Below are 16,875 nucleotides of genomic sequence, written 5' to 3' on the forward strand. Positions count from 1 at the left end.
ATGCGCAAGCCGGGCGACTGGCGCAAGGTCGCACCCCGCCTCCGTGGCGCGCCCAGCTCGACGAAGGCGCTCCACGAAGCAAGACGTACGTACGGTTTGCAAGGTACTCTGCGGGCATGACCTTCGACTTCGATCGGCTCCACCACGTCCAAGTCCTCTGCCCGCCCGGCGGCGAAGACCTCGCTCGCGGCTTCTACGCCGGTGTCCTTGGCATGGTGGAACTGACCAAGCCGCCCGCGCTCGCCGCCCGTGGTGGGTGCTGGTTCCGTGGGGGCGGCTGGGAGATCCACGTCAGCCCCGTGCCGGATTTTGTGGCCGCCCAGCGGGCTCACCCCGGCGTACTCGTCAATGGTCTTGATGGTCTCGCGGCCAAACTGGAAACCGCCGGTCGCCCGGTTCAGTGGGATTCCCACTTTCCGGGCCACCGGCGGTTCTACTCATCTGACGATCACGGCAACCGGCTCGAGTTCCTCGAAGCCGTCACGGATTGAAGTACGGGTCCCGGACCAGTCTGTGGAAGGCCTTGAACGCCGCCTTGTCGCCCGTGAGCTGGAACTGCTTGTTCGGGCCGTTGCCCTCCGGGTCCGATTCGAAGTACGCGATCGCCTTGATCTGCGGGTTGGCCTTGAATGTTCTGCCCGCGTCCTTCAACCAGTCCGCTCGGCCGGCTGAACCCCATGCCTTGGCCACGCCGAACTCGCCGATCACGATCGGTTTCGGGCGCTGGGCCGCCCACGTCAGGAACGGGCCCATCAGCTGGCCGATCGGCTGGAACTTCTCGCCGGCGTACACGTCGACGCACGTCCAGTCGACCTGGTCGTCGCCCGGGTAGAAGCCCGGCGCGTCGCCCCTGATGAACCCCTCGGCGGTCGGGCACCACACCCACGAGACGTTCTTCGCCCGCTCCTCGTCGAAGATCTTCCGGACGTACTTCCAGGCCGCGATGTAATCCGCACCCGACCACATCGTCGCGCGCAGGTTCGGACGGTCCATCTCCCAGCGCATTCTCAGCAGCACCGGGACCTTCAGCTTGCGTACGGCCTTGGCCTGCTTGCGGATCAGGTCGTCGTGCTCACCGTCCAGGATGGACCGGTTGTCGCCGGTCGCCCAGCTCACCATCAACGTCGCGCCCCGGGCCAGGAACTCCTTGTCGGACGGGGTTCCCACCATCTGCTCGAAGCGCCGGTACGTGTTCACGATGCTCAGCCGCCGGCCCAGGTCGGCCTGGAGGCTGTCCACCGCGGCGAGCCGGCCCACGTGGGTCAGCGCGTCCGGCTTGATCCACGCCCCGACGAGCGCCCCGCGCCGCGGCGCGCGCACCGGCCCCGAGGTGAAGGGCCCTTGCTGGACGGCGACCGCGGCCGGCGCCGCGGACAGATCGGGCGGCGCCGGAGGTTGATCGATGTCCTTTTTGTCCCGACCAAATGAGCAAGCACCGACAAAAAGGACCACCACTAAGATCAGCGCAAATCTACGCATGGTGGTCGCTGGGAAGGTCGGCGTGGTGGACACGGCGCGCGGTGTAGAGGACGTTCACGGCATACGAGTCACTGCCCGGCATTCGCCGCGCGGCCGCGTCGACGGCCCGGGCCACCGGGTTCCCGTGCAGCGACGGGGTGATCATCGAGAAGCCCCGCCGCTCGACGATCTCGAAGCCGTGCCGTTCGAACAGCGCCGCCACCTCCTCGTGCGACAACTCCGCGAACCACCGCTGCCCCTGATGCTTGCGGGCCCGCAGATGCCGCACCGATGCCGCGTTTCCGTGGTTCTCCACCACCAGCACGCCCGAGTCCCGCGAGGGCAGCGCCTTGGCCGCAAAAGCGAGCGCGCGGTCTCTGATAGAAGAGTCCACATTGAGCAGCAGCCGGAACATCGTCACGATGGCCGGGAAGCCGGCCGGCACCGGATGCGGCACCGGGCCGTCCACCGCCACCTGGTGCCAGTTCGCCCGCGAGCCGACCTCGGCCGCCTTCGCCATCATCTCGGCCGACGTGTCGTAGCCGTGCGCCTCGCGGACCAGCCCGTGCAGGATCCGGATGGCCCGCCCGGTGCCGCAGGCGAAGTCGTGCTGCACCGGCGCCAGCGGGCCGAACTCGCGCCGTACCAGCGTGCGCAGATAGTCCTGCTGCCGCTCGTTGATCTGCGAGGCGTAGCTGTCCGGCGCGTAGGTGATGTTCTCGTACTTCTCGACCGCGTCGGTGTCCTGGAACACCTTGGTGTAGTCGGTGGTCAACTCGTCCTCCTCGAAGGTTTGAAGGCGTCCAGAGCAAGGCGTGTGCGCAGCAGCCAGGCGCCGCCGCAATAGGCGGGAACGGCGGCCAGCGCCGCGAGGGTCAGTCCGGTGCCGCCGGTTCCGGCGATCGCGGTGACGGCCCAGGGGAGTACGCCGAAACAGGCGACCGCCAGCAGTCCAGCCGCCCGCGTCCCGCGCCCGAACGGGTGCAGCCCCACCGCCCGCCCGACCTGGATCAGCGGCAGCAGGTTGTTGGCGACCATCGCGCAGGCCAGCCCGATCGCCGCGCCCAGCGCGCCGTGCCGGGGGATGAGCAGCACGTCGAGCCCGATCGTGACGACCAGCGCGATCAGCACGTTGGCCAGGTTCCACGAGGTGCGCCCGGCCATGGCCAGCACCATGTCGACCATGCCGCAGCCGGTGGCGACCAGCATCGCGCCGGCCAGCACGATTACCACGACCCGTCCCTCGCTCGCGTAGTGCTCACCGAACAGCCGCAGCCACAGCGGCGCGAACAGGATCACCAGCAGGATGATCGGCCAGGTCACGAACACGAGCCAGCCGGTCGCCGTCTGGTACAGGTGGTTGGCGCCGCGCCGGTCGCCGGTGGCCAGCGCCTCGGCCAGCCGCGGCTGCACCGATTGCGAGATCCCCTGATTGGCGAACTGGATCAGCACGACGAACCGCCCGGCCACGGCGTAGACGGCGGCCGGGGCCAGACCGGCCAGGGCCGCCACCAGCAGCACGTCCACCCGCTGCAGGGCCAGCTGGGCCACGCTGGCCAGCGCACGCGGCCCGGTGAACCGCCAGAAGTCCCGGCGGACGCTGACGCGCTCGGCCCGGTGGGTGGTCACCCCGGGCGGCTTTCCCGCGCGATAGACCTTTCTGAGGCTGTACGCCGCCAGCACCGCGACCGGCAGATAAGCAGCGGCCCAGGCGAGCGCGAAACCGGGCAGCGACCCGGCCGTCCACAATGCCGCCAGCCCGATCAGTGCGACCTGCAGAAGGTTACGCAGCACCCGGTCGAGCAGCACGGTCGGCCGCATCGCCCGATAGCCGCGGGTCGCCGTGAGCAGCGCGTCGGTCAGCGCCTGCAACGGCAGGAACGCGGCCAGCACCCGCAACCCGGCCGTGTGCGCGTCGACGACGTGCCCGGCGTCGTGTGCCGTGATCCGCGCGATCACCGGCGCGGTCAGCCACATCGCCGCCGCGAGCAGGACCGAGACCACCACGACCGGCGTCAGCCCGGCCCGCAGGCACGCGCCGAGCAGGTGGGCCCGCCCGGTGGCCCGCAGCCGGGCCGGCCAGTAGACCAGCCCGGTCTGGGTGCCGAGCTTGGCCAGCCCGCCGGTCAGCACGAAGGCGGCCGTGGCGGCGAAGAACGCCCCGGCCTGCTCGGCGCCGAGCGACCGGGCCACCACCCACGTGACCACCACGCCGGTGCCGCCGGCCAGCGCCGAGCCCACCATGTTGGCCAGCCCGCCGCGAGCCGCGGCTTTGGTGGAGCCCGAACGATCCAGAACCGCGGTCATGTCGTACGGCGCCAGATCGGCATACGCCCCAGCCACCGCGCGAGGGCCTCGTCGTGGGGCAGGTAGTAGTCGGTGAGCTCGCGCCGCAGCGCCGGATCCATGTCGGCCTGGCGCGGGCGGGCGTTGTGCCGCTCGAACGGCGGCCGCTCGAGATAGTTCGGCAGCCCCAGGAAGTCGCAGACCTCGTCGTACACGTCCTCCGGCTCGGCGAAGAACCGCTCGCTCTCCACCACGTGGATCCGCTCCCGGCCCACATGCTGGGCCATCACGCTCAGATAGCGGGCGTACTCGCCGCGGGCCCGATAGGCGTGGTGCTGGTGGCTGAAGCTGTAGTACTCCGGATCCTCGGCCAGCTTCTCCTCCTGCTTGTGCAGGCGGGCCGCCTCCAGGGCGAGCGCCGCGCCGAAGTCGCGCTCCGGCTCGAAGTCGCGGGCCACCTCGTGGTGGTGCTGCGAATAGGCCCGCTCGACCGGGTCGCGGACCAGCACGATCAGCTTCGCGTGGGGCAGGTCGCGCGCGATCCGGGCCGCCGCCTGCGGGTGGTACATGTAGTACGGGCTCGACTCGAAGGTCTGCGCCGCGACCCCGTACCGCTCGGCGATCTTGTCGGCGCCGCGGGTGAGCGGGAAGTGGGCCTTGTACCAGCCCATGCCGCGCCCGTACGAGGTGTCGAAGTAGTGCACGCCCTTGTGCAGCACGGCCTTGAGCACGACCGGATGCTCGGCCATGGCCCGGTAGAGCGACGTCGTGCCGCAGCGCTGGCCACCGCAGATCAGGAACGACGGCGTCATCCGGCCCGGCGCGGTGAGCCGGCCGTAGGAGCGCGAGCCCAGGTGCACCACGCGCTTCATCGGCGCCGGCATCTTGCGTACGTCCATGGTCACAGCTCCTCGACCCGGCGGATCAGCACCGGGAGCAGCCAGGTGCCGAGCACGCCCAAGCGGGCGCCGGCCTCGGCCTGGCGGTCGGTCAGATATCGGGTGGCGAGATCGACGAGGTAGAGCAGCGCGGTCACCTCGCGGCCCTCGGGCACCACACCGAACGGCGCCAGCAGCTCGCCCGCGCGCTTCACGGTCGCCTCGACGGCGTCCCGGGCGTCCTCAGTGGACTGGATGCGCTTCTGGAGCTCGTGGTGGATGGCGTCGAAGCCCAGCGGCACCCCGGTCGCGAACCGCTCCCAGTCCCAGACCAGCAGCGCGTCGGCCAGGTTGGCCATGTTCCAGGGCGCCCAGTCGCCGTGCCACGCGCCGTAGCGGAAGGTCAGCTCGCCGCCGCGGCGCACCAGCAGCTCGGCCGCCGAGGCCAGGCTGACCCCCTCGGGCCGGTCGCTCACCGCGGCCAGGCGGCCGCGCAGCTCGTGCCAGTAGGCGCCGCCGGCCAGGGTCCCGGTCGTATATCCGCAGCATCCGGCGATGTCGAGCATCGCCGCGACCAGGCGCCGCTGGCTCAGCGGCGCGCGCGGCAGCCACACCGGCAGCGCCGACTGGACCAGCACCTGCAACCCGCGCCACTCGCCGGCGTGCAGCACCCGCGGCACGGTCAGCTTGGTCAGTCCGCTGTTGCCGAGCGCGGTCAGCGCCGCCGACTCCGCGCGGACCAGCCGCTGGGTGAGCGGCCCGGTGCCGAGCTTGCCGAAACCGAACGTGTCACCGTCCGGGCTGAGCAGCTGGAGCACCGGCTTGCGGTTGGCCCGGGCCGGGCCGATGTGGACGCTGACCGCCAGCTCGCGGCCCAGCGCCTCGCTCAGATAGCCGTCGATGCATTGGGAGTACGGGCCGGTGACCCGGACCCGGTCGCGCAGCAGCACGCCGGAGGCCCCCGTGCGGACCGCGGCCACCACCGCCTCCCGCTTGAGCCGGGCCGCCCGTGACTGCGGTTCCGCGTACCGGCGTACGGCCGCGGCCGCCACCCGGCGCGACATCGAGGGCACCAGCAGGCGGGGCCGCCGCGCGTCGGGAACCACCAGATATTCGGCGATGGGGGTGCCCGGCGAACCGTCCGTACGGCAAGGCCGCGGGTAGAGAAGGTCGAGCACCTCGGTCAGGTACCGCGTACGCAGCTCCGCGTCGCCCGCGGTCAGCTCGGCCGGCGCCGTCTTGACCGGACTCATGTCGTCGTGTCCCCCTCGGATGAATTGCGCCAGAGCAGCGCGAACGCCAGAACGGTGAAGGCCAGGGGGGTGACAAGCGAGTTGTACCAGAGCATCGCCGAGAACGAGGTGACGATGGCGGCGCTGCCGGCCACCCCGATCGCGCTGCGGTCGCGGCGGAACCGCCACAGGCCGTACGCGAAGAAACCGAGATAACCCACCGTGCCCACCGCACCGTGTGCGTAGAGCAACTGCCACAGCTGCCCGTTGCCGCCGACGGTGAAGTTGCCGCAGCGCTCGCAGCCGGCGCTCTCGCCCACGGTGATGGAGTTGCGGCCGCCGAGGGTGTTGCGCGTGCCGCCGTAGCCGACGACGGGGGAGCCGGTGAAGCCGTCCAGGGCCCGGTCGATGAGGAACGAGCGGACGCCGTTGGACTTGCCGTTGTCCATCCGGGCCCCGACCACGTCGCCGAGGGGGGTGGCGACGAGCGTGACGGCGAGCATGACCCCGGCGACCAGGACCGCTCCGATGATCCAGAGCTTGCCGGCCAGCACGTAGCGGGCGGCCACGTAGACGACCAGCACGCCGATGCCGATCCACAGCCCGCGGTTGAGCGAGACGACCGCGGGCACGATCGAGACGGCCAGGCAGACGGTCGTCCAGAATTTCGCCCGCGAGGTACGGGCGGCCACGATCAGCCAGCCGACCAGAAGGCAGAAGTTGTTGCCCCAGGTGTTGGTGTAGCCCCACGGCGCGGCCGGGCGCGGCTGCCCCTCGCCGACGATGTCCATGATCTGGGCCGCGTAGGGATGGACCAGGGACTGCACAAAACCCTTGTTCCGTACGCCCGAGGGCAGCAGCCACTCCACCGGCGAGGTGAACTCGAACGTGCCCGCCACCATGCCGAGCAGCCCGCCCAGCACGGTCACCACGAACAGCCAGCCGAGCAGCTTCACCAGCCGGCGCTTGGGCAGTTCGGCCTCGGTCAGGTTGCCCGCGTAGACCAGCAGGACGGTCAGCGAGGCGTACATCAAAGCCTTGTAAGCCACGGCGGGCAGACGGCCCGTCGCATGCTCGGCCACCGTGCCGGCCGGGTCGGCGCCGAGCGCGCCGATGCTGACCACCACGGCCGCCAGGAAGATCACCCAGAAGGCGAAGCCGGGCGGCAGCCGCAGCGGGCGGCCGGCGGCGCGGCGCCGGATCAGCAGGAACAGCATCGGCACGGCCATCACCGCGAAGATCAGCACGCCGAGGCCGAGCGCCCACCAGATCGGGTAGAACGCCAGGATGCTCGCCACCGGCCAGGCCGGCAGATCCCTCCGCTTCGGCGCACCGTGAGCCGCCCCGCCCGCTACACGCGCCGGGGTGGGGGCCGTCTGGGTCACTTCTTGTCGCCGTCCTTGGCGATGTCCTTGACCGCGCCCGACATGTCGATCACGGCGGTGATCTCGTCCGCGTGGTTCACGTCGCGCTGGCGCAGCGCGGCCTTCTCGGCCGATGACACCGTGTTGGTCGGGAAGCGCTGGGGCGCGGTCAGCACGGCCGTCTCGTCGGGCCGGGGGCCCGACGACGCCGGCGCGGGCGTCAGGGTCACGACGGGTGCGGCGGCTTCGGCCGTACGCAGGTTGGTCAGATGCGGCAGCACAACGGCGCCCAGCAGCGGAGTACCGACGCGCTGGAGCTGCTCGGCCGCGTCGAGCAGAGCGGGGCGGCGGGCCCGGCGCAGCTCGACCGCGAGGATCGCGGCGTCGGCCAGGCTGGCCAGGCTTTGCGCGTCGGCGCTGCTCGCGGTCGACGGGGCCTCGATGACCACGTAGCCGCCCTGGCTCCGCAGCGTCTCCAGGGTGTCGCGGAGCCGCTGCGACTGCATCAGCCCGGCCGCGGTGGCGGCGCCGCCGGTGGTGATCACCCGCAGCGACGGGATGCGCGGGCAGCGCTGGAGCGCGCGGGACAGGCCGACCCGGCCGGCCAGCAGGTCGGACAGGCCGGGCACGGCCGAGACGCCGAGCATCCGGGCCAGCGGGGCCGCGTCGACGACGCTGTCCGGCAGGTGGGCGCCGATCAGCACGACGTCGCTGCCGGTGCGGGCCAGGGCGGCGGCCAGGTTCGCGGCCACCAGGGTGCTGGCCGAGCCGCGGCTGGCCCCGGTCACCACGATGGTCCGGGCCTCGGGCGGCAGGGTGGCCAGCACCTCGTTGCGCAGCCGGTTGAAGACCCGGCCGCCGGCGCCGTACGGCTGCAGGACGTCGTCGAAGTGCGGGGTGGTCCGCTCGTCGAGCGCGGCCAGCACGTTCATCCGCCCGCGGTCACGCACGTCGGCCGCCGAGCGCAGCCGCCGGTCGTACCGCTCCCGGACGAAGGCCAGAGCGAGGCCCAGCAGCAGGCCGAGCATGCCGCCGGTGGAAATGTTGATCATGGGTTTGGGGCTGACCGGGTCCTCGGGCAGGCGGGCGTCGCTGATGATGCTGCCCGCGCCGACGGTGGTCGTGGTCAGCTCGTTCAGCTTGCCGGTCATGCCGTTGAGCTGGTTCTGCGAGTTCTGCCGCAGGCTCTGCAGGTTGCTCTCGTCCGAGCTGCCCCGGGTTGCCCGGGCCAGCCGGGCGTTGATGCCGGTCAGCGTCGTGGTGAGCTGCTTGATCTTCGCCGAGAGCGTCTTGATCTGCTGGTCGAGGCCGTTCTGCGCGGTCTCCTCGCGGTTGCGCAGATAGGCCTCGGCGAACGCGTGCGAGCCGGCCTGCGCGCCCTCCGGCGAGTCGGACTTGAAAGTGACCATGAGGACCGTGGTGTTGGCCGGCACCTCGACCGAGACGTCCTTGGCCAGCTCGATCGGCGACCGGTCGCTGCGCAGCAGCGCCGCCGCCTTGGTGGCAACCGCGCCCGAGCCGACCAGCTGGGCCTCGGTGTCCAGGTTGACCGAGCCCTTGGTGCGGCCGCCCTGCGCGTTGGTGTCCTGGTCGACGGCCTGCACGAGCACGGCCGTGGACGACTGGTAGACCTTGGGCATCGCCGAGGTCAGGCCCGCACCCGCACCGAGTCCGGCGCCCGTCGCGATCAGTGCGATCCACCAGTGCCGGCGGAAGACACCGAGATAGTGCGAGACATCCGCGGGGCGTGACGCTTCCATCGGTTGGCGGCCCTTTCGGGGGTGGAGTGAGGTTCTTTTGGGCGTTTCGCCCCCAAGGGCTCAACGCCTCACTCCCGCCGACGTGATGGGTCCCTTACATTTTCGGCTCCACCCAGCCGCTTTCCACCAGATAAGCGATCACCATCTCGATGGCCTCGGCCACCGACATGGTCGTCGTGTCGATGGTCAGCTCGGCGTCGGCCGGCTCCTCGTACGGGTCGTCGATGCCGGTCATGCCGCGCAGCTGGCCGGCCCGGGCCCGGGCGTACAGGCCCTTGCGGTCGCGCTGCTCGCAGACCTCGAGCGGCGTGTTCACGTGCACCAGCACGAAGCCGGCGCCGGCCTCGACGGCCATCGCCCGCACGGCCGCACGGGCGCTCTCGTACGGCGCGATCGGGCAGGCCACGGCCATGCCGCGATGGCGGCCGACCTCGGCCGCGACCCAGCCGATGCGGCGCACGTTGCGGTCGCGGTCGGCCTTGCTGAAGCCCAGCCCGGCCGAGAGCTCGCGGCGCACCACGTCGCCGTCGAGCAGGGTGATCGTGCGGTCGCCGCTCTCGCGCAGCGTGTCGGCCAGGCCGCGCGCGATCGTCGACTTGCCGGAGCCGGAGAAGCCGGTGAAGAAGACCACGAGTCCGCGGTGCCGGCGCGGCGGCCGGACCCGCACCAGCTCCTTGGCCACGGCCGGGGGAGTGTGCCACTCGGGCAGCGGGAAGCCGCGGTCGAGCAGGTCGTCGATCTCGGCCGGGGTCATCGCCAGGCGGCGGTTGCGCGGCGGGATGTCGTCGCGCCAGCGCCACTGGCCGTCCCGGTTGTCGTACGCCAGCTCGCGCGGCACCAGCACCCGCAGGTTGCCGCCGGAGAGCATGTCGCCGGTGGAGAGCACATGGGTCACGCCGTACGACTTGGCGACGCGGGCCCGCAGCAGGGCGTCGCGCAGCTCGTCGCCGCGCGGCAGCAGCGGCACGGCGACGATCGTGGCCGGGGGCATCCGGTCGCGGGCGGCGAAGATCGTGCGGACCAGCGCCTCGGGCGGCAGCCCGTCCGGGCCGGGGCCGATCACCGGGATCAGGATCAGCAGATGGGCGCCGAGCGTGCGGGCGGCGTGCGAGATCTGGGCGAGCTGCGGGCGGTGCAGCGGCCGGTCGGCGATCACGCCCAGGACCCGGCCCGGTGGGAGCAGGGCGCGGACCTCCTCGGGCGTCCGGCGCAGGCGCTGGAACGGGCCGTGGCCGCCGTCGCCCATCCGGGTCACCCGGCCGCCGACGCCCCACTCGCGCTCGCGCGACGGCCAGACGTCGGAGACCTCGAGCGCGGCCACCGGCGCGCCCTCGGGGTCGGTGAGGATGACCATGCGGCGCAGGGGGTCCTCGAGGTTCAGCCGCCCGGCGATCTCCTCGGGAACCTCCAATGTGACCGGCACCGGCCACGGCGTGCCGTCGGCCAGCCGGCCGCGGCGGCGCAGCGCGTGCAGATCGGCGCGGCCCAGGAAGCCGATGAGCGGCGCATAGGCGCCGGAGAGCAGAAGTTCGAGGTCCGCCAGCTCGTGCGGGTGCGGCGTGTACGACGGGGCGTCGCGCAGCACGTCCTCGGGCAGCATCGAACCATTCACTTCCGTATCCCCCTGCGGGCCGACTAAGGGGACAGTTTGGCAGCCCGCGTGATCGTGGTCGAGATGGGTCTCCCCTCCACCTTTTCCCGTCAGGTATTAGACAAAACGGACTAAAGCCCTAATACTGGCTGATCGTGAGTCGACGAAGGCTTGTTCAGTTCGCCGCGATACCTACGGCATTCGCACTTTCGGTCGCGGCCACGCTCGCTTGGGCGTGGACCGGCGGTACCGACCAGATCGGACTCGGGCTCAGCGACCCGACCGTCTCCGTGCCGGCCATGTCGCCGCCCGAAGCTCCGGAAACGGCGGAACCGGGCGTCGCGCCGCCGGTCTTCCGCGCGCCGTCGTCGGCCGCTCCTTCGACCGCGGCCTCGGCTTCGGCCGCGGCCACCTCGGCCGCCGGCGCCGCCGCGTCCGTGCTCGCGCCCGCGCCGGCGCCGCGGATCGCCAACATCGCCGCGCCCGGCTTCGCCGCCGCCGTCACCCAGCCACAGCAGCAGCAACCGCAGCAGCAGCGTCGCGGGGGACGCTGCTACACCGGCCACAACCTGGTGCCGACCTGCGGCGTCCTGTGGGGCGTGGCCCCGGGCGCGCACACCGAGAGCCGCGGCGCCTCCGCCCTCTCCCGGTTCGAGCGCAAGACCGGCCGCCACCAGGCGATCTACCACGCCTATCACGGCGGGACGCGGCAGTTGTTCCCGACCGAGCAGGAGATCGCGATCGCGCACCAGCCCGGCCGCAAGCGCATCCTGTTCCTCAACTGGAAGCCGGAGTCCGCGTCCTGGGCCAAGATCGCCAAGGGTGACCGCCGCACCGACGCGTTCATCGACCGGCTCGCCGTACACATCAAGAAGAATTTCCCCGAGCAGTTCTTCTTCGCCGTGCACCACGAGGGCGAGAACGACGTCCGCGAGAAGGCCGGCTCCGGCTACACGGCCCGCGACTACGCCGCCATGTACCGCCACGTGGTGAAGCGCCTGCGGGCCAAGGGCGCCGACAACATCGTCTCCGTGCTCGTGCACATGGCGTACGTGCCGCACGCGCAGAAGAGCTGGTTCAACCACATGTACCCCGGCGACGACGTGGTCGACTGGATCGGCTTCGACACGTACGCCTACAGCGACCCCGGATACGGCCACGGGAACTTCGCCGAGATCCTCAACCGCCGCCTCGAGGGCAAGCGCGCGTGGCCCGGCTTCTACAGCTGGGCGGTGGCCCGCCACCCGAACAAGCCGCTCATGCTGGCCGAGTGGGGCGTCTGGTCGTCGAAGCGGAACACGAAGTACAAGGCCGACTTCTACCGCCGGATGGGCGACGACATCCGCAAGTTCCCGCGGATCAAGGCGATGGTGCAGTTCGAGACCCCGAGCAATCAAAAAGGCCAGGACTCCTCGGTGGACAGCACCCGGGCCGCGCTCGACGCGTACCGCAAGCTCGGCCGTTTGCCCATTTTTCAGGTTGCCGTCACCCCGCGCCGCTAGCTTCCGTCCGTGCTCATCGTCCGGCACCGCCGCGCCACCCTCGTGGGAGGCGCGGCGGTTCTCGTCATCCTGGCCCTGGCCCACCGGGGCGCCCTGCTGCTCGGCGCGGCGGTGGCCCTGGCCCTGCTGGCCTGGTTCGTGGCCGAACGCCCCCGAACGCCGTCGATGCCCGGCTTCACGACGCCACGGGGCCCCGCGCTGATCCTGGCCGGCCTGGCCCATTTCGCGCTGATCGCCGCCTGCCTGTCGCTGGGCCTCGCCGAGCCCGACAGAACCGCGTGGGTGGTCCTGCTGATCGCCACACTCGCGCCTCTGCCTTTTTACGCGTACGGCCTCTGGCACGGCACCGGGGTCACCTTCACCCCCACGGGTGTACGGGCTGACAAGCTGGCCGGCACGCTCTTCCACCCCTGGCCGGCGCTGTCCGAGACCCAGCCCCGCAACGACCTGGACGGCGAGATCACCATCGCCGCCCACGGTGAGCCCGAGACAACCGGCCGCCCGGCCAACCGCGACACCCTGATCTTCGACGGGACGTCCGGCGCTTTTGTGGCGGCCGCGCTCCGCTTCTACGTGGCCCACCCATCGGAACGCGAGCAGATCGGCACGCCCGAGGCTTACCGCCGCTTGATCGCCGGCATCGCGCTGGAACCCGACCGCCCTTTGCCGCCACCCGCACCCCGCCCCGCGACCAGGGACACGTCGATCGGCCTGACCATCGTCACCGTCGCCGCCGCGATCGGCCTGTGGACCGACTGGCGCCTGACCGGCCACGGCCTGATCGCCCTGCTCCCTCAGGTGATGCTGCTGCCCGCCCTGTTCGGCATCGCCCTGGTGATCCGAGCCCGGGCCACTCCCTGACGGCCTCACCGCAGCTGTGGCGGTTGCGGGCCGGACCGCTTGGGACACGGCTACAGGCCGAGGGCGGGCTTGCACTCCTCGACGCCGGTGAGGGTGATGTCGGGGCGGCGGCGTGGGGTCCACGCGGCCCGGGTCAGGCGCCAGCGCTGCAGTTCGGCCGGCTCTCCCCGGCGGGTGGCCCAGTCGGAGCCGTTCCGGGTGTAGCCGAGGGACTCGGAGACGCGGTTCGAGGCGTGGTCGTCGGTGAAGGCGTCGCTTCCCGCCTCCCTCGCGCCGAAACCCTCGAAGGCCAGGTGCAGGATCGCCGCCCGGGACTCCTTGCCCAGGCCCCGGCCCCGGGCGGCGGCGGCCAGGGTCAGCCGCGGTGTGTGTACGGCCAGGTTCAAGGGTGGATACGTGGACGGCACCGGCGCACCGTACCTCAACCTGAGAGTGAGCTGAGAGACCCTGTAGGCGCTCTCAGGGTTCCACCGGATCCGCCGGGTGCACCGGCTTCCTAGGCTGAGCCCGTGACCATCATCGCGACACAGTCATTGACGAAGACGTACGGGGGCGGGGTGACCGCTCTCGGCGATCTCACCGTCGACGTCGAGGCGGGCGTGATCGGGCTGGTCGGCGCCAACGGCGCCGGGAAGAGCACGTTCATCAAGATCATGCTGGGGCTCATCGCGCCCACGAGTGGGAGCGTGCGGGTGTTCGGCCTCGATCCGGTCGTGCAGACCGATCAGGTGCGGGCGCGGGTCGGATATATGCCGGAGAACGACAGCCTGCCGCCGGACGTGTCCGCGGCCGAGTTCGTCACCCACCTCGGCCGGCTCAGCGGGCTGCCCAAGACGGCGGCGCGGGAGCGGGCCTCCGAGGCGCTGCGCCACGTCGGGCTCTACGAGGAGCGCTACCGGCAGATCGGCGGCTATTCCACCGGCATGAAGCAGCGGGTCAAGCTGGCCCAGGCGCTCGTGCACGACCCCGATCTCCTGCTGCTCGACGAGCCCACCAACGGCCTCGACCCGGCCGGCCGGGACGCCATGCTGGCGCTGGTGCACCGCATCGGCACCGAGTTCGGCATCTCGGTCGTCGTCTGCTCCCACCTGCTCGGCGAGGTGGAGCGGATCTGTGACTCGCTCATCGCGATCGAGGCCGGCCGGCTGCTGCGGGCCGACCGCATCTCCGCGATGACGGCCGCCTCGGACGTGCTCGCGGTCGAGGTCTCCGAGGGCATGGACGAGCTCTTCGACGCCCTGACCCACCTGCGGCTCGACGTCACCCGGGAGGGCCGGCAGCTGCTCGTCCCGCTCGATTCGGAGAGCTCGTACGACGAGATCCTGCGCGCCGTGGCCGAGCTCGACCTGCCGCTGCACCGCCTCGACCAGCGACGCCACCGGGTGGCCGAGCTCTTCACCACGAAGGAGACGGCCGATGTCTGACGCCGGCGTCATCCACGACATCGGATATCAGCGGTACGAGGGCCCCCGCCTGGGCCGCGCCTCGGTGTTCGCCGCTCTCTACCAGCACGGTCTGCGGGCCGCGTTCGGGCTGGGCCGCTCGTTCAAGTCGAAGATCTTCCCGTGGCTGGTGGTGGGCATCGTCCTGCTGGTCGCGGTGATCAACGCCGCGGTGCGGGCCCAGGTCGACGTGATCCTGTTCGACTACTTCACCTTCGACGACACGATGACCTGGCTGATCATCTTCTTCGTGGCGATCGTCGCCCCGGAGCTGATGTCGCGGGACATCCGCTCGAACGTGCTGCCGCTGTACTTCAGCCGGCCGCTGCGCGCCGCCGACTACGTCGCGGCCAAGTTCGCGGCCCTGGTCACCGCGGTGTTCCTGCTGCTCGGCGTGCCGCAGCTGATCATGTTCCTGACCGCCGCGTTCACCATCGACGGCGGGATCGGCAAGGTGTGGGAGGAGTTCTACGGCGAGTTGCTGCCGGGCTGGGCGTACAGCCTGCTCTGGGCCGTGCTCTTCGCCTCGATCAGCCTGCTGGTCGCCTCGCTGACCGGCAAGCGCGCGTTCGCGGCCGGCGGCATCGTCGCCTTCTTCCTGATGACCGCCCCGGTGGTCGCCGTGCTCAGCATCCTGCCGTCGGAGACCGCGCAGAACCTGGCCGGCCTGGCCAGCCCCATGTCGCTGATCAACGGCGTGCAGATCTGGCTGCGCGACGGCGTCGATCTGGGCCTGGACGTGGGCCGCTTCGGCCCGATCTACGGCATCGAGGCCGTCTGCCTGGTCGCCGCCGCCCTTCTGCTTCTGCTGGCCCGGTACCGGAAGGTGGCTGCGCTGTGAGTGTCGTCGAGCTTCAGAACGTCTCCCGCTGGTACGGCAACGTGGTCGCGGTCAACGACGTCAGCATGACCCTGCAGCCGGGCGTGACCGGCCTGCTCGGCCCGAACGGCGCCGGCAAGACCACGGTGCTGCACATGATGGCCGGCTTCCTCGCCCCGTCGAAGGGCGCCGTCAGCATCGACGGGGCGCCGACCTGGCGCAACCCGTCCATCTACGGCACGCTCGGGCTGGTCGCCGAGCGGGAGGCCGTGCACGGCTTCCTCACCGCCCGCGAGTTCGTGGTGGCCTGCGCCAAGATGCAGAAGCTGCCCGACCCGGCCGGCGCCGCCAAGCGCGCGCTGGAGCTGGTCGAGATGACCGGCGCCCAGGACAGGCGGATCGACACGTTCTCCAAGGGCATGCGCCAGCGCACCCGGGTGGCCGCCGCCCTCGTCCACGAGCCGCAGGTGCTGCTGCTCGACGAGCCGTTCAACGGCATGGACCCGCGGCAGCGCATGCACATGATGGAGCTGCTGCACACGCTGGGCGACCAGGGCCACACGATCCTGTTCAGCTCGCACATCCTGGAGGAGGTCGAGCAGCTCTCCGGCCTGGTCCAGGTGATCGTCGCGGGCCGGCTGGCCGCCTCCGGCGACTACCGGCGGATCCGCCGGCTGATGACGAACCGCCCGCACGTGTTCGCTGTGCAGAGCTCCGACGACCGCAAGCTGGCGGTCGCGCTCATCGGGGAGAAATCGGTGAGCGGCGTGGAGATCGAGGCGACCGGGCTGACCGTGCGCGCCTCCGACTACGGCAGCTTCACCCGCGCGCTGCCGCGCATCGCCCTCGGCGAGGGCATCCGGCTGCGCAAGCTGCTGCCGTCCGACGAGTCGCTGGAGAGCGTCTTCTCCTACCTGCTGGAGGCATGATGTCCACGGTCGCCTACATCACCTTCCGGGGCCTGTTCGGCCGCCGCCGGGCGTTGCTCCTGCTGCCGCTTCCGCTACTGCTCATCGGCCTGGCGCTGATCTGCAAGGCGTACGACGTCAGCCCGGCCGACTGGGGCGAGCCGGTCGTGGTCGGTCTCGGCCTGGCCGTCGTGCTCCCGGTGACGGCCCTGATCGTCGGCACCGGCGTGCTCGGCTCCGAGGTCGACGACGGCACGATCATCCACATCCTGACCAAGCCGCTGCCGCGCCGCGACATCATCCTGGCCAAACTGCTGGTGGCGTCCGGGGTGACCGCCCTGACGGCCGCGATCCCGCTGTTCGTGGTGGGAGCGCTGGTCGAGTCGGTGAAGCTCGGTTTCGCCCTCGTGATCGGCGCGGTGGCCGGCGCGCTCGCCTACTCGGCGCTGTTCCTGCTGCTGAGCCTGCTGACCCGCCGGCCCGTGCTGGTCGGTCTGGCGTACATCCTGGTCTGGGAAGGTCTTCTCGGCCGTTTCGTCAGCGGGACGCGGGTGCTCTCGATCGAGCAGTACGTCATCGGCATCGCCGACAAGATCGCGCCGAGCGCCGTGCTCGACGGCGAGGTGTCGCTGCCGGTGTCCGTGATCATGAGCGTGATCTTCCTGGTCGGCGGCACGCTCTACGCGATCAACCGGCTCGGGTCGTTCAGCATGGCGGGCGAGACGAGCTGAAGCTGAAGTATGGCTGAACGGGCCACTGCGGACGGTGACGGT

The 16,875-nt window shown here is 71.1% G+C and carries 16 protein-coding genes; 7 read left to right on the forward strand and 9 right to left on the reverse strand.

Annotated features, from left to right (window positions below):
• The first annotated feature begins 116 nt into the window (after window positions 1-116).
• The gene (locus ACFY36_RS49350) at window positions 117-491 is read left to right on the forward strand and encodes a VOC family protein (RefSeq protein ID WP_499752871.1); all 375 of its coding nucleotides are present in this window, start codon (window positions 117-119) and stop codon (window positions 489-491) included.
• Here ACFY36_RS49350 and ACFY36_RS49355 read toward each other — a convergent pair.
• The 8 genes from ACFY36_RS49355 to cysC all read right to left on the reverse strand — a co-directional run bounded on the left by ACFY36_RS49355 (window position 481) and on the right by cysC (window position 10,578).
• On the reverse strand, window positions 481-1,512 hold the full coding sequence (locus ACFY36_RS49355; protein WP_499752872.1) for a glycosyl hydrolase: 1,032 nt from the start codon (window positions 1,510-1,512) through the stop codon (window positions 481-483). The genes ACFY36_RS49350 and ACFY36_RS49355 overlap by 11 nt on opposite strands.
• A complete protein-coding gene (locus tag ACFY36_RS49360; protein WP_499752873.1) occupies window positions 1,472-2,233 on the reverse strand; it encodes a methyltransferase domain-containing protein in 762 nt (253 codons plus the stop codon). Before ACFY36_RS49360 ends, ACFY36_RS49355 begins: the two co-directional genes overlap by 41 nt.
• Complete coding sequence (locus tag ACFY36_RS49365) at window positions 2,230-3,801, reverse strand: MATE family efflux transporter (RefSeq protein ID WP_499752874.1); 1,572 nt, start codon at window positions 3,799-3,801, stop codon at window positions 2,230-2,232. The genes ACFY36_RS49360 and ACFY36_RS49365 overlap by 4 nt, the downstream gene beginning before the upstream one ends.
• Window positions 3,762-4,643 (reverse strand): sulfotransferase family protein, encoded by an 882-nt coding sequence (locus ACFY36_RS49370; protein ID WP_499752875.1) that lies wholly within the window; start codon window positions 4,641-4,643, stop codon window positions 3,762-3,764. The genes ACFY36_RS49365 and ACFY36_RS49370 overlap by 40 nt, the downstream gene beginning before the upstream one ends.
• A gap of 2 nt (window positions 4,644-4,645) precedes the next feature.
• On the reverse strand, window positions 4,646-5,875 hold the full coding sequence (locus ACFY36_RS49375) for a hypothetical protein (protein ID WP_499752876.1): 1,230 nt from the start codon (window positions 5,873-5,875) through the stop codon (window positions 4,646-4,648).
• Window positions 5,872-7,239 carry a hypothetical protein gene (locus ACFY36_RS49380; protein WP_499752877.1) on the reverse strand — a complete coding sequence of 456 codons (1,368 nt, stop codon included), beginning with the start codon at window positions 7,237-7,239 and terminating at the stop codon, window positions 5,872-5,874. Before ACFY36_RS49380 ends, ACFY36_RS49375 begins: the two co-directional genes overlap by 4 nt.
• Window positions 7,236-8,978 carry a Wzz/FepE/Etk N-terminal domain-containing protein gene (locus ACFY36_RS49385; protein WP_499752878.1) on the reverse strand — a complete coding sequence of 581 codons (1,743 nt, stop codon included), beginning with the start codon at window positions 8,976-8,978 and terminating at the stop codon, window positions 7,236-7,238. Before ACFY36_RS49385 ends, ACFY36_RS49380 begins: the two co-directional genes overlap by 4 nt.
• Window positions 8,979-9,072: 94 nt before the next feature.
• Complete coding sequence (gene cysC / locus ACFY36_RS49390) at window positions 9,073-10,578, reverse strand: adenylyl-sulfate kinase (RefSeq protein ID WP_499752942.1); 1,506 nt, start codon at window positions 10,576-10,578, stop codon at window positions 9,073-9,075.
• A gap of 146 nt (window positions 10,579-10,724) precedes the next feature.
• On the opposite strand from cysC, the gene ACFY36_RS49395 reads away from it, so the two are divergent.
• Window positions 10,725-12,071 carry a glycoside hydrolase family 26 protein gene (locus ACFY36_RS49395; RefSeq protein ID WP_499752879.1) on the forward strand — a complete coding sequence of 449 codons (1,347 nt, stop codon included), beginning with the start codon at window positions 10,725-10,727 and terminating at the stop codon, window positions 12,069-12,071.
• Between the two features lie 9 nt (window positions 12,072-12,080).
• A complete protein-coding gene (locus tag ACFY36_RS49400) occupies window positions 12,081-12,932 on the forward strand; it encodes a hypothetical protein (RefSeq protein WP_499752880.1) in 852 nt (283 codons plus the stop codon).
• 50 nt (window positions 12,933-12,982) lie between these two features.
• Here ACFY36_RS49400 and ACFY36_RS49405 read toward each other — a convergent pair whose 3' ends face one another.
• Window positions 12,983-13,339, reverse strand: coding sequence for a GNAT family N-acetyltransferase (locus ACFY36_RS49405; RefSeq protein WP_499752881.1), 357 nt, complete (start codon window positions 13,337-13,339; stop codon window positions 12,983-12,985).
• Between the two features lie 102 nt (window positions 13,340-13,441).
• Between ACFY36_RS49405 and ACFY36_RS49410 the strand changes: the two genes are divergently transcribed.
• From ACFY36_RS49410 to ACFY36_RS49425, 4 genes are read left to right on the forward strand one after another with little or no spacing between them, the layout of a single operon-like run.
• Window positions 13,442-14,356, forward strand: coding sequence for an ABC transporter ATP-binding protein (locus ACFY36_RS49410; RefSeq protein WP_499752882.1), 915 nt, complete (start codon window positions 13,442-13,444; stop codon window positions 14,354-14,356).
• A complete protein-coding gene (locus ACFY36_RS49415; protein WP_499752883.1) occupies window positions 14,349-15,215 on the forward strand; it encodes an ABC transporter permease in 867 nt (288 codons plus the stop codon). The genes ACFY36_RS49410 and ACFY36_RS49415 overlap by 8 nt, the downstream gene beginning before the upstream one ends.
• A complete protein-coding gene (locus tag ACFY36_RS49420; RefSeq protein WP_499752884.1) occupies window positions 15,212-16,123 on the forward strand; it encodes an ABC transporter ATP-binding protein in 912 nt (303 codons plus the stop codon). The genes ACFY36_RS49415 and ACFY36_RS49420 overlap by 4 nt, the downstream gene beginning before the upstream one ends.
• Entirely contained in the window at window positions 16,123-16,833 is a 711-nt protein-coding gene (locus ACFY36_RS49425) for an ABC transporter permease (protein WP_499752885.1), read from the forward strand. Before ACFY36_RS49420 ends, ACFY36_RS49425 begins: the two co-directional genes overlap by 1 nt.
• Window positions 16,834-16,875: the final 42 nt, after the last annotated feature.

Origin of the sequence: Actinoplanes sp. NPDC000266 (assembly GCF_042899005.1) — a bacterium.
GTDB lineage: Bacteria > Actinomycetota > Actinomycetes > Mycobacteriales > Micromonosporaceae > Actinoplanes.

Excerpts from the sequence above, each read along its gene's own strand:
- ACFY36_RS49385 (WP_499752878.1), bottom strand. The coding sequence starts at position 8,978 with ATGGAAGCGTCACGCCCCGCGGATGTCTCGCACTATCTCGGTGTCTTC.
- ACFY36_RS49425 (WP_499752885.1), top strand. The coding sequence starts at position 16,123 with ATGTCCACGGTCGCCTACATCACCTTCCGGGGCCTGTTCGGCCGCCGC.
- cysC (WP_499752942.1), bottom strand. The coding sequence starts at position 10,578 with ATGCTGCCCGAGGACGTGCTGCGCGACGCCCCGTCGTACACGCCGCAC.
- ACFY36_RS49350 (WP_499752871.1), top strand. The coding sequence starts at position 117 with ATGACCTTCGACTTCGATCGGCTCCACCACGTCCAAGTCCTCTGCCCG.
- ACFY36_RS49415 (WP_499752883.1), top strand. The coding sequence starts at position 14,349 with ATGTCTGACGCCGGCGTCATCCACGACATCGGATATCAGCGGTACGAG.
- ACFY36_RS49370 (WP_499752875.1), bottom strand. The coding sequence starts at position 4,643 with ATGGACGTACGCAAGATGCCGGCGCCGATGAAGCGCGTGGTGCACCTG.
- ACFY36_RS49375 (WP_499752876.1), bottom strand. The coding sequence starts at position 5,875 with ATGAGTCCGGTCAAGACGGCGCCGGCCGAGCTGACCGCGGGCGACGCG.